12 protein-coding genes are annotated in these 12317 nt (G+C 64.7%); 4 read left to right on the top strand and 8 right to left on the bottom strand.

Annotated features, from left to right (window positions below; translation table 11 throughout):
• Positions 1-3: 3 nt before the first annotated feature.
• Entirely contained in the window at positions 4-531 is a 528-nt protein-coding gene (locus tag ACK5M9_RS01220; protein ID WP_416891388.1) for a gamma carbonic anhydrase family protein, read from the bottom strand.
• A gap of 109 nt (positions 532-640) precedes the next feature.
• Between ACK5M9_RS01220 and ACK5M9_RS01215 the strand changes: the two genes are divergently transcribed.
• Both ACK5M9_RS01215 and ACK5M9_RS01210 read left to right on the top strand, forming a co-directional pair.
• On the top strand, positions 641-1810 hold the full coding sequence (locus ACK5M9_RS01215; protein WP_416891387.1) for a Rieske 2Fe-2S domain-containing protein: 1170 nt from the start codon (positions 641-643) through the stop codon (positions 1808-1810).
• 5 nt (positions 1811-1815) lie between these two features.
• On the top strand, positions 1816-2262 hold the full coding sequence (locus ACK5M9_RS01210; RefSeq protein WP_416891386.1) for a hypothetical protein: 447 nt from the start codon (positions 1816-1818) through the stop codon (positions 2260-2262).
• A 31-nt stretch (positions 2263-2293) separates the two neighbouring features.
• Here ACK5M9_RS01210 and ACK5M9_RS01205 read toward each other — a convergent pair whose 3' ends face one another.
• The 6 genes from ACK5M9_RS01205 to ACK5M9_RS01180 all read right to left on the bottom strand — a co-directional run bounded on the left by ACK5M9_RS01205 (position 2294) and on the right by ACK5M9_RS01180 (position 8382).
• Positions 2294-3442: a sulfotransferase family protein gene (locus ACK5M9_RS01205; RefSeq protein WP_416891385.1), complete on the bottom strand. Its 1149-nt coding sequence runs from the start codon at positions 3440-3442 to the stop codon at positions 2294-2296.
• Between the two features lie 70 nt (positions 3443-3512).
• Positions 3513-4295, bottom strand: coding sequence for an SDR family oxidoreductase (locus ACK5M9_RS01200; protein ID WP_416891384.1), 783 nt, complete (start codon positions 4293-4295; stop codon positions 3513-3515).
• Positions 4292-5431 (bottom strand): hypothetical protein, encoded by a 1140-nt coding sequence (locus tag ACK5M9_RS01195; protein ID WP_416891383.1) that lies wholly within the window; start codon positions 5429-5431, stop codon positions 4292-4294. Before ACK5M9_RS01195 ends, ACK5M9_RS01200 begins: the two co-directional genes overlap by 4 nt.
• A gap of 141 nt (positions 5432-5572) precedes the next feature.
• Positions 5573-6616: a 4-hydroxy-2-oxovalerate aldolase gene (dmpG, locus tag ACK5M9_RS01190; RefSeq protein WP_416891382.1), complete on the bottom strand. Its 1044-nt coding sequence runs from the start codon at positions 6614-6616 to the stop codon at positions 5573-5575.
• Positions 6613-7539 carry an acetaldehyde dehydrogenase (acetylating) gene (locus ACK5M9_RS01185; RefSeq protein WP_416891381.1) on the bottom strand — a complete coding sequence of 309 codons (927 nt, stop codon included), beginning with the start codon at positions 7537-7539 and terminating at the stop codon, positions 6613-6615. The genes dmpG and ACK5M9_RS01185 overlap by 4 nt, the downstream gene beginning before the upstream one ends.
• A gap of 57 nt (positions 7540-7596) precedes the next feature.
• The gene (locus ACK5M9_RS01180) at positions 7597-8382 is read right to left on the bottom strand and encodes a 2-keto-4-pentenoate hydratase (protein ID WP_416891380.1); all 786 of its coding nucleotides are present in this window, start codon (positions 8380-8382) and stop codon (positions 7597-7599) included.
• 72 nt (positions 8383-8454) lie between these two features.
• Between ACK5M9_RS01180 and kstD the strand changes: the two genes are divergently transcribed.
• Positions 8455-10149: a 3-oxosteroid 1-dehydrogenase gene (kstD, locus tag ACK5M9_RS01175; protein WP_416891379.1), complete on the top strand. Its 1695-nt coding sequence runs from the start codon at positions 8455-8457 to the stop codon at positions 10147-10149.
• A gap of 1 nt (position 10150) precedes the next feature.
• On the top strand, positions 10151-11011 hold the full coding sequence (locus ACK5M9_RS01170) for a MaoC/PaaZ C-terminal domain-containing protein (RefSeq protein ID WP_416891378.1): 861 nt from the start codon (positions 10151-10153) through the stop codon (positions 11009-11011).
• A 220-nt stretch (positions 11012-11231) separates the two neighbouring features.
• Here the strand turns inward: ACK5M9_RS01170 and ACK5M9_RS01165 are convergent, their stop codons facing one another.
• Positions 11232-12071, bottom strand: a complete 840-nt coding sequence (locus ACK5M9_RS01165; protein ID WP_416891377.1) for a hypothetical protein — start codon at positions 12069-12071, stop codon at positions 11232-11234.
• Positions 12072-12317 lie beyond the last annotated feature (246 nt).

The raw sequence follows: 12317 nt of genomic DNA, 5'->3' as shown, positions 1-12317 counted from the left end.
GGCTCAGTCTACGGAATCCACCCCTTCCAGGTGTCGCTGCGCCAGGTCCCGGTAGGCCTGCGGATTGACGTTGACCCACATCTCGGCGCCGGTACCCTCGATGGGCCCCTTGACCTTTGCCGGTGCGCCGGTGACCAGCATTCCCGCCGGAATCTGTGTCCCGCCGACGACCGTCGATCCCGCCGCCACCAGGCATCGCTCCCCGATCACGGCCCCGTCCAGCACGCTCGCGTGGTTGGCGATCAGCGCCTCGGAACCGATATGTGCGCCGTGGATGACACACAGGTGCGCCACCGTGGCCCCCGGACCGATGTCGACGGGAATGCCCGGCGGGGCGTGCAGCACCGATCCGTCCTGTACGTTGGCCCCCTCTCGCACCACGATCGGCGCATAATCGCCACGTAGCACGGTGTTGTACCAGACGGAGGCCCCCGCCTCGACGGTGACGTCACCGATCAGGGTGGCCGTCGGGGCCACGAATGCGGTGGGATCGACCTTGGGCGAGCGGCCCTCGAAAGAGAAGATCGGCATCGTCTACATATACCGCAGCAGAATGCGGGTGGAACCGGCAGCGTTGCGCTCTCCCGGCCCAAAACTGTAACGTGTTCTAGTTAGAGACCCGTTATCTGGAGGTGAAAGGGTGAGCACTCAAGCACGCGAGGCCGGCGTCCGGGAAATCGACACCGGCGCACTGCCGACCCGCTACGCCCGCGGCTGGCACTGTCTGGGCGTCGCCAAGGATTTCCGGGACGGAAAGCCCCATTCGGTCCACGCCTTCGGCACCAAGCTGGTGGTCTTCGCCGACTCCCACGGCGACCTCAAGGTTCTCGACGGCTACTGCCGGCACATGGGCGGTGACCTCTCGGAGGGCACGATCAAGGGCGACGAAGTGGCCTGCCCGTTCCACGACTGGCGCTGGGGCGGGGACGGCCGCTGCAAACTGGTGCCCTACGCAAAGCGCACCCCCAAAACGGCCCGCACCAAGGCTTGGACCACCGACGTGCGGGGCGGCCTGCTGTTCGTCTGGCACGACCACGAGGGCAACCCCCCGGACCCCGCCGTCCGGATCCCCGACATCCCCGAGGTCCATACCGGCGAATGGACCGAGTGGCGGTGGAACAGCCTGCTCATCGAGGGCTCCAACTGCCGCGACATCGTCGACAACGTCACCGACATGGCGCACTTCTTCTACATCCATTTCGGATTGCCGACGTACTTCAAGAACGTCTTCGAAGGGCACATCGCATCCCAGTACCTGCACAATGTGGGGCGGCCCGACATCGATGACCTCGGCACGTCCTACGGTGAGGCCCAACTAGATTCGGAGGCCTCCTACTTCGGGCCGTCGTTCATGATCAACTGGCTGCACAACACCTACGGCAGCTTCAAGTCCGAGTCGATCCTGATCAACTGCCACTATCCGGTCACCCAGGACTCATTCATGCTGCAGTGGGGCGTCATCGTCGAAAAGCCCAAGGGCCTGGATCCGAAGATGGGCGACAAGCTTTCCAGAGTGTTCACCGAAGGCGTGAGCAAGGGCTTTCTGCAGGACGTCGAAATCTGGCGTCACAAGACTCGAATCGACAATCCGCTACTGGTCGAGGAGGACGGCGCCGTGTATCAGATGCGCCGCTGGTACCAGCAGTTCTACGTCGACGTCGCCGACGTCCAACCGGAGATGGTCGAACGCTTCGAGATGGAGGTGGACACCACCCGGGCGAACGAGTTCTGGAACGCCGAGGTGGCCGAAAACCTCAAATCCCGCGAAATCACCGCGGTTTCCGGCGAAGTCCCCGTCGAGCAGCACTGAGAACAATGCCCGACGATCAACCGGCTGTTCCCGACGTGGATCGGCTGGCCCGGTCGATGTTGATGCTGCACGGTGCACATCATGATCACGACGAGGCGCCGGCAGACGCAGAGCACACCGGAACCTGGGCCAAGTCGCGGGATTTCACCAATGACCCGCAACGGGCCGCAGCCGTGGCCGCGGCCAGCCGAGCCGACCGCGAACACTATTTGACCGCGGGCCTGAACCCGGTCGACTGCCGGTTCTGCCACGTCACCGTCGCGGTCAGGCTGGGAGGACCGGGCTACACCGCGGTGCAATGGAACGGCGCTGCATCCCGGGGTTGCGCACACTTCACCGAAATCCGCTCGGCCGGCGGCGATACCGCCCGAACCAGGACCTGCCCGCGGCTGTCCGACAGCATCGAGCACGCGGTGGCAGAAGGTATCCTCCAGCGAGACGTCGCCGGCTGAAGCCGAGGCGAACCGGCCGGCCACCGCGTGGTCACAGTCCTGCGAACCGCTCTTTGACTTCCTCGACGGTCAGCCCGTAGTCCTCCAGTGAATACCGGTGTTTCGGAGCCCGCGCACCGCTCTGGCTCTCGGCGTGGCCGGCTTGCATCGCTTGGCGCGCCTGGTCGGTCAACGTCAATCCGAAGTGCCGGTAGATGCCGGTCACCGTCCCCATCGGGTCGGCTATCAGATCCCGGTAGTCGACGTCGAAGAACTGCGCCGGATCGTAGCGGGCGCGCGCGGTGTTGAACCTCTCCAGGCCACGCGACCAGGTTTCCCTCGAGTCGGCGCCGATCCGCTTTCCGTCGAACGTGGTCGACCATCCCTGTGCGGTGTGCTGTGCCAGGGAGCACATCGAAGCCATGATCGTCTCCACCGGACGATGGGTCTGAATCACCAGTGCGTCGGGATAGGTCGCCATCAACGCATCCAGCGCGAAGAGGTGACTCGGGTTCTTCAGCACCCACCTCTTGTCGGTGTCGTTGAGACCGATCAACTGCAGGTTCCGTCGGTGCCGCTGATAGGTCGGCGTCCAGTCCTGCCGTGACAACCACTTCGCATAGCCCGGAAGGTGGGCCAGCGTCTCATAGGAAACCGAATGCAGCGACTGCCGCAGCAGTTGCCAGCATTCCTCGAGTTCGTAGGCCGCCATGAAATGCAACCCGGTATAGCCCGGATTGTCCGCGTGATGCTGGGTGAACTGGGCATCGAGTTGCCGGTAGAGCGGGTTGGATTCCCAGGCGTCGCGCGGCGGGCGTGGTTGCGGAAACTCGGCCAGCCACATGTGCAGGCCCTGGTGCGCCGGGTCGGCACCCAGCAACCGGTGCAGCGCAGTCGTCCCGGTGCGCACCAGTCCGGTCACGAAGATGGGCCGTTCGATGGCGACGTCCGAATGAGCCGGGAATCGCTTCCAGGACGATTCGGACAGCAGCCTGCCCACCAGCGCGCCGCGAAGAAAAAACCGATTCATCTTGCTGCCCAACACTGTCAGGTCAGCCTCGCTCCGGTAGGAGTCCAGCAGCACCCCCAGCGCCTCGCGGTAATCGTCGTCGTCGGAGCCGAAATCATCGAGCCCGGTCAACTTGGTCGCCGAGGCGTGCAGGTCGTCGACTGTTCCGACATCAGTCCGTTCAGCGGTCACAGTTCCCTCTCCCCATCGCACAGCAAATTCATTTGCTCATAGTCATTTTCGCGAAGACCCGTAGGGCGGCTCACGCGTGGTACTCCCCGCAATTGACATCCAGCGTCTGGCCAGTGATACCGCTGGACAAATCGCCGGCCAGGAACAGAATCGCCGATGCCACTTCGTCTTCGGTCGGCAGTCGCTTCAAGTCGGAGGTGGCCGCGGTCGCCCGATAGATCTGTTCGGCCGTAGTGCCGTATTTGCCCGCTTGATGCTCGAAGTAGCCCTGCAGCGTGTCACCCCAGATATAGCCAGGTGCGACGGAATTGACTCTGATGCCCTTTTCCCCCAGTTCGGTCGCCAACGACTGCGACATCGCCAGCAGTGCTGACTTCGCCATTTTGTAGGCCCCGTACTTGGCCTGGGAATGCCGAATCACCATCGAATTGACGTTGACGACGGATCCGTTCGATTCCGCCAGAGCGGGAGTGAAGCCCTGGATGAGACGTAGTGCACCCAGGGCGCTGAGTTCGATGGCATCGCGGATGTGCTGAAAGGTGGTGCCAGCCAGTGGCTTCATCGATGGCACCCGAAATGCGTTGTTGATCAGTACATCGACCGCGCGATATTCCCGCAGCGCGGTGTCGACCAAGTTGGCCACTTGATCGTCGTCGGTGATGTCGGTGGGCACTGCCACCGCCTTGCTCCCCAGATCTCGAACCTGCTCGGCGACCGCTTCCAGCCGGTCGGCACTGCGGGCCGCAAGCACCAGGCTGGCGCCTTCGGTGGCGCAGCGCCGCGCCAGGGTCGAACCCAGGCCGGGCCCCACACCGCTGATCACCACGACTTTCCCGTCCAGCAATCGGGTCATCCCAACATCCTTGCCGCAATTTGGTTCTGGCGCAGTGCGATCCGCTCTCGCCAGCCGTCGTCGGAAATCCTGTTGTGTTCGAAATACGGCAGTGCGGCCCGTACCGATTCCACGTCCACGCGTTCGACAATCGGTCGATTTTCGGCCGACAGCGGCCCGGACACCCGCTGCCAGCGGAATTGCAGGAAGCCACGTCGGTGCCCCAGGGTTTCAACCCAGTTCGTCACGCCCGGGTTCTGGTCGCTGACGACGATGCGAACCTTTCCATCTGGATCCTGCTGTGCCTGAGCGTTGTTCAACGAGGTTTGATGGTTGATGTAGTCCAGCGAGATGTACCACATACTGCCCAGCTGAAATCCGAGGTAGGGCGCATCGCTGACCGGTACCGTGATCACCAGGGCCTGGTCCGGCGACAACTCGAAGTGACCCGCCGAAGAATACTGGGTGGCCAGCCCTCCGGGTGTGAGCCGAGGCGCCACCATGCTGTTGACCGGGATGTTCAGATAGAACCACTGCGGGAATTGCAGCCACGTCTTGACACGATTCACCAGTTGCTTACCCGCGGTGGCATAACGTTTTTCGATCATCGGGCGGGTCAATGGCGGCGGTGCGGTACCGGCTGTGTCCAGACGGGCAATAGTCACCGTCCCGCGCCGCGCTGCCCAGTCCCCGTACACCTCGCGAATGACCAGCTGCCCCGGACTTGCCGGGCGCGCCCTCCACGCGAAACTGCCGTCCGCGGCAATGTCCAGTTCCCGGTCGTCGAACGCCACCTGGCTGACCGGCACGTTGTCGTCGGTGTACTCGCCGCCGAGGAGCTGGAAACTCAGGTCGGTGGTGGTACCCCGCACGCCCGAGACGACGTAGTCCCGGTCGGCCTGCACACGGGTGCCGAAATAGAGGGTGTCGGGGTTGTCCAGGCCCATCTTGGTGAACGGCCCGGTGCCCGACTGCAGGAACGGATGGTCACGTTCGTAGTCGAACGCCAGGTGCATGCAGCCGGCGACACAGCCGGCCAGGTACTGCAGGCCTTCGAGCAAATCGGCTTCGGTTTCGATGTGCGGGGCCGCAGCGACCAGCCGCTCGGCCTCCGCGATCGCCTCGATCAGGGGTTCCGAACAAGGGGGATCAGCCACGGCTTCGACGGTAGAACGTGTTCCTGTTTTCCGTCAAACGCAAACAATTCCACCCGTGGAGTCTTGGGCCGGCGCACGAAGCCCACTCACCCCGCCATCCACATGAATCAGTCGGGCGCCCCGTGGATGCACGGAGAAATCCTAGGATGACATCTCCTGCTCGCGCTTGATCTCCAGGGCGATGTCGATCAACTGATCTTCCTGCCCGCCGATGAGTTTGCGCTGCCCGGCACGGTGCAACAGCTCGTGTGCCGGAACGCCATAGCGCTCGCCCTGGCGGACAGCGTGCTTGAGGAAGCTGGAGTAGACCCCGGAGTACCCCATGATCAGCGCGTTGCGGTCCAGCAGGCATTCGGCCGGCATGGCGGGGCGCACCACGTCCTCGGCGGCGTCGGCGATGTCGAAGAAGTCGATGCCGGTCTTGACCCCGATCTTGTCGAAGACTCCGATCAACGCTTCGACCGGCGCATTTCCGGCTCCAGCGCCGAACCGGCGCACGCTGCCGTCGATCTGCTTGGCGCCCGCACGCACCGCCTCCACCGAGTTCGCCACCCCGAGCCCAAGGTTCTCATGCCCGTGGAAGCCGACCTGGGCGTCCTCACCGAGTTCGGCGACCAGCGCGGACACCCGGTCGGCGACGCCGTCGAGCACCAGCGCACCAGCGGAGTCGACCACGTAGACACACTGGCATCCGGCGTCGGCCATGATCCGAGCCTGGGCCGCCAGCTTCTCCGGCGCAATCGTGTGGGCCATCATCAGGAACCCGACGGTCTCCAGGCCGAGGTCGCGGGCAAGTCCGAAATGCTGGATGGAGACGTCGGCCTCGGTGCAGTGAGTGGCAATGCGGCAAATAGATCCGCCGTTGTCCTGCGCCTGCTTGATGTCCTCCTTGGTGCCGACGCCGGGCAGCATCAGGAAGGCGATCTTGGCGTCGGTCACCGTCTGGGCGGCAAGGGTGATCAGTTCCTGCTCCGGAGTCTTGGAGAAGCCGTAGTTGAACGACGATCCGCCTAGTCCGTCGCCGTGTGTCACCTCGATGACCGGAACCCCGGCGGCGTCCAACGCGGTCACGATGGCGCGGACTTCGTCCTTGGTGAACTGGTGGCGTTTGTGGTGCGACCCGTCGCGCAGCGAGGTGTCGGTGATCCGGACGTCCCACACCCCTTCGAAGATGTGTCCTGTCATCGCGCGCCTCCCGTCACCGCGAGCACCTCTTTGGCAATCTCCTCGCCCACTTTGGTGGCCGCCGCGGTCATGATGTCCAGATTGCCGGCGTACGGGGGCAGATAGTCGCCGGCCCCCTCGACCTCGACGAAGGTGGTGACGACGTGGTTGCCGCCATTGACCACCGACGGTTCGTCGAACTGCGGATCGTTGAGCAACCGGTAGCCCGGCACGTAGGTCTGGACCTGCGCCACCACATCACGAATCGACGTGGCGATCGCGTCGCGGTCTGCATCCTCGGGAATAGCGCAGAAGATGGTGTCGCGCATGATCATCGGCGGGTCGGCCGGATTCAGGATGATGATCGCCTTGCCCCTCTCGGCGCCTCCGATGGTCTCCACGCCGCGCGAGGTGGTCTTGGTGAACTCGTCGATATTCGCCCGGGTGCCCGGCCCGGCGGAAACCGACGCGACAGAGGCGACGATCTCCGCGTAGGGCAATCCGCCGTGATCGGCCAATGCACGGCTGACGGCGTACACGATCGGGATCGTCGCCTGCCCCCCGCAGGTGATCATATTGACGTTCGGGGCGTCGAGATGGGCATGCAGGTTCGCCGGCGGGATCACCGCCGGCCCCACCGCGGCCGGGGTGAGGTCGATCGCGCGGATGCCCGCGGACTCGTACTTGGGCGCGGCCGCCCGGTGCACGTAGGCGCTGGTCGCCTCGAACACCAGATCCGGTTTCTCCGGCTGCGCCAGCAGCCAGTCGACACCCTCGTGAGTGGTTTCCAAGCCCAGCTTGCGGGCCCGCGCCAGGCCTTCGCTTTCGGGGTCGATACCCACCATCCAACGCGGTTCGAGCCAGTCCGACCGCAGCAGTTTGTAGAGCAGATCGGTGCTGATATTGCCCGATCCGACGATGGCAACACTCGCCTTGGCCGGCATATGAACGCTCCCTGCTTCCTTCGTCGCGACCCGCTTCGCTCGCGGTCACGGGTTCGGCTATTCAAAAGACAAGCGGACCGTGCCCAGCCCGGCGAAATCCGCAACGAACTCGTCGCCCGCACGTGCGTCGACGGCAACCGTGCACGAACCCGGCAGCACGATGTCGCCCTTGTTCAACCGCACTCCGAAGCTATCCACCTTCCGGGCCAGCCAGGCCACCGCGGTGGCCGGATTGCCCAGCACCGCATCGCTGCGGCCCTGCGCGATCACCTCCCCGTTGCGGGTCAGCTTCGCGTCGATTGCCGTGATATCGATGTCGGCCGGCGCCACTCGTGCAGCGCCCAGCACGTAACCCGCCGAGGACGCGTTGTCGGCGATGGTGTCGCACAGCGCGATCTTCCAGTCCTCGATCCTGGTGTCGATCAACTCGATGGCCGGGGCGACGGCTTCGGTGGCGGCCAGCACATCGGCTTCGGTGCAACCGGCGCCTGGCAGGTCCGCGCCCAGGATGAAACCCACCTCGACCTCGACCCGCGGCAGCAGGTACCTGGCCGTCTTGACCGGTGTCTGCTCGAAGAGTTCCATCTCGTCGAGCAAATGCCCGTAGTCCGGTTCGTCGACCCCCATCATCTGCTGCATCACCTTCGACGACAGGCCCACCTTGTGGCCGACCACCCGGGCGCCGCCGGCCACCCGCCGACCGATGTTGGTCAGCTGGATCTGGTAGGCGTCGACGACGTCGATCTCGGGATGCGCAGCCGTCAGCGGTGCCATGGCCACACCGTTTCGTTCGGCGTGCGCCAGGTTCGCGGCCAGCTCGTCACGGGTCGCACCAGCGAGCATTTACCGAATTCCCTTCGCGCTTGTGACCGGGCCGGTAGCGCCCGACCCAAGCAATTCTATAACGTGTTCTACATGCCAGCACAGGAGTACGACGTCGTCGTCGTCGGAAGCGGCGGCGCCGGCATGGTCGCAGCCCTGGCCGCCGCACATCGCGGTCTCTCGACAGTAGTCATCGAAAAAGCGCCACACTACGGCGGTTCGACCGCGCGCTCCGGTGGCGGCGTCTGGATCCCCAACAACGAGGTCCTCGAACGCGCCGGCGTCGAGGACACCCCCGAAGCCGCCCGCACCTACCTGCACGGCATCGTCGGCGACTCGTCGGTCAGCGGTGTCGAACCCGAGCGGATTGACACCTACCTGCAGCGCGGACCCGAGATGTTGTCCTTCGTCCTGGAGCACACACCGCTGAAGATGTGCTGGGTGCCGGACTACTCCGACTACTACCCCGAAGCTCCCGGCGGTCGGGCAGGGGGGCGTTCCATCGAACCCAAACCGTTCAACGCCCGCAAGCTCGGTATCCACGAAGCCGGGCTGGAGCCGGCATACGGCAAAGTCCCCATGAATGTAGTCGTCATGCAACAGGATTACGTTCGCCTCAACATGTTGAAGAGACACCCGCGCGGAGTACTGCGGAGCCTGAAGGTCGGCGCCCGCACCATGTGGGCCAAGACGACCGGCAAAAATCTGGTCGGCATGGGACGTGCACTGATCGGGCCGTTGCGAATCGGCTTGCAGCGAGCGGGAGTTCCCGTCGTCCTCAACACCGCGCTGACCGACCTGTTCGTCGAAGAGGGCGTGGTCCGCGGTATCCACGTACGCGACGTCGATGGCCCACACCTCGGCGAACAACACCTGATCCTGGCCCGCCGCGGCGTGATCCTGGCCTCGGGCGGGTTCGAACACAATGAGCAGATGCGCGTCAAATATCAGCGGGCCCCCATCACCACCGAATGGACAGTGGGTGCCAAGGCCAACACCGGGGACGGCATCACTGCTGGTGAAAACGTCGGTGCCGCACTGGATCTGATGGAAGATTCCTGGTGGGGTCCGACGGTGCCCCTGGAGGGTGCACCCTGGTTCGCTCTGTCGGAACGCAACTCACCCGGCTCGATCATAGTCAATATGTCGGGCAAACGGTTCATGAACGAATCGATGCCGTATGTGGAGGCGGTACACCACATGTATGGCGGACAATTCGGGCAAGGGCCGGGTCCCGGGGAGAATATTCCCGCATGGCTGGTGTTCGACCAGCAGTACCGCAACCGATACATATTCGCGGGATTACAAGCTGGACAGCGCATCCCACGAAAATGGATGGAATCCGGCGTAATAATCCAAGCCGACACCATTGACGAGCTGGCCGGCAAAGCCGGCCTACCGGCCGCGGAATTCGCCAGGACCGTAGCGCGTTTCAACGGATTTGCCCGGTCGGGTGTTGACGAAGACTTCCACCGCGGCGAGAGCGCCTACGACAAATACTATGGCGACCCGACCAATACACCCAATCCAAATCTGGGCGAGATCACCCATGCCCCGTACTACGCCGCCAAGATGGTGCCCGGCGATCTGGGCACCAAGGGCGGCATCCGCACCGATATCCATGGGCGCGCCCTGCGCGACGACGGCAGCATTATCGAGGGCCTGTACGCAGCGGGAAATGTCAGCGCCCCGGTGATGGGCCACACCTATCCGGGACCCGGCGGCACCATCGGGCCCGCCATGACGTTCGGGTATTTGGCCGCACTGCATATTGCCGGGGAGGCCTGACATGCCGATCGACGTCGACGTCGCACTGGCTGCGGAGTTGCAACCGGTCGAATTCTCCTGGACCAGTACCGACGTCCAGCTCTACCATTTGGGCCTGGGGGCGGGATCAGATCCCATGAATCCTCGCGAGCTGCGCTATCTTGCCGACGGCACCCCTCAGGTATTGCCGACCTTCGGCAACGTCGCGGCCTCATTTCACATGACCGACGCGCCCACCGTGCAGTTCCCCGGCATCGACATCGAGCTGGCCAAGGTGCTGCACGCCAGCGAGCGGGTGGAAGTGCCTGCGCCACTGGCTGCTTCGGGTTCGGCGACCGCGGTCACCCGGTTCACCGACATCTGGGACAAAGGCAAGGCGGCGGTGATCTGGAGCGAGACCACCGCGACCGCGCCCGACGGGACCCTGCTGTGGACCCAACGCCGGTCGATTTTCGCCCGCGGCGAGGGCGGCTTCGGGGGTGATCGCGGCCCGTCGGGTTCGGACTCCGCGCCTGACCGCGCCCCGAACCTGGAGCTCTCGATGCCGCTGCTGCCCCAGCAGGCACTGCTGTACCGTTTGTGCGGGGACCGCAACCCGTTGCACTCCGACCCGGAATTCGCTGCTGCCGCAGGATTTCCCCGACCGATCCTGCACGGGCTATGCACCTACGGCATGACCTGCAAGGCCATCACCGACGCGGTGCTGGACGGGGATGCCGGCGCGGTGCGCGGCTACGGTGCCCGCTTCGCCGGGGTGGCATTCCCCGGGGAAATGCTCACGGTCAACGTGTGGCGAGAAGACGGCCGGTTCGTGGCGGGGGTCGTCGCGCCCGCGCGCGGCAACGCGGTGGTACTAGCCGGCGTCGAACTCGTCCCGGCCTGACGGTTGGCTGTTGGCTGTCGCCCCCCACCCCGGCCCGGCACGCCGAGCGTGACACCACAGTCACACTCGCCACCGAACGTGACACCACAGTCACACTCGCCAGCCCCCCACCCCACAGCCCCCCCACCCCACAGCCCCCCCACCCCGCCGAGCGTGACACCACAGTCACACTCGACGCCGAACGTGACTGTGCAGTCACGCTCGGCAGGGGCCGCGGCAGTCAGGTTCGGCGGGACCAGGCCGATCTGACACGCCGAACGATCTCTGCAGGCTCATCGCCGGCAACCACTCGGACTAGCACCCAGCCCTGACGCTCGACCATTTCCTTCCGGCGAACGTCCCACCTGTATTGCCGCCGATCAGTACGATGTTGTTCACCGTCATACTCGACCGCCAGTTTCACGTCGTCCCAGCCCATGTCGAGATAGGCGAACACTTCACCGAATTCATCGCAGACAGGAATCTGTGTCTGCGGGCGCGGAAAACCAGCCCGCACCAGGATCACCCGAAGCCAACTCTCCTTTGGCGACTGCGCCCCTGGATCGACAAGATCCAACGACGTCCGCGCACGCCTGATGCCGCGGCGTCCGCGACATCGTTGCGCGAGCGTCTCGACCTCATGCATTTTCACCTCGCAAGCTCCTGCCACGGCGTCTATCGCCGGAACCGCCGTCAACGTCGGATACCAGCACGCGAGGTCAAGTGCCGTTCTCGCCGGCGTGGTGACCAATATTCCGGCGATGATCTGGACCTCGTCGTCTTCCAGCCTGTCGCCGTGAACATGCAGGCCCGCAGGATGATTACGGTTGCCATAGAGCAGTTCAACGGGCTGCGTGCTGTCCACCCACTTGCTGCCGAGGAGCGCGCACGCGGAAAAGCCGGCGACTATACCGCGGCGGCGCGACCACAACCAGGCCGCTTTCGCCAAGTCTTCCGGGGTCGCATCGGGAACCTTGCCGACGTATACGTCAGGGAACAGTCGGCGGTACCGGCGACGCAATTGGCTATGTGATGCCGCTCCCACCGCAACTGCCTCACTACCTATGAACGGCTCTTCCATGGCGGCAGGGTGCCATGCCTTCCGCGCAACGTCACTTCACCACGACTGCACCTTCGTGCTCGCGGCCACCGCCGTGCGGTACCCCGCCGCATCCCCGCCGAGCGGTACCCCGCCGCATCCCCGCCGAGCGTGACTCCACAGGTACCCTCGGCAGGCAGCGTGACTGCACATTCACGCTCGGCGGCGGGCGGCGGGCGGCGGGCGGCGGCCGGGGCCGAGGCCGGGGGGGTGGGGCAGGGGGCAGGG

The sequence above is a fragment of the Mycobacterium sp. genome, from assembly GCF_047975165.1.
Classification (GTDB): Bacteria; Actinomycetota; Actinomycetes; order Mycobacteriales; family Mycobacteriaceae; genus Mycobacterium.
This window is presented reverse-complemented; position numbering and strand designations above follow the sequence as displayed.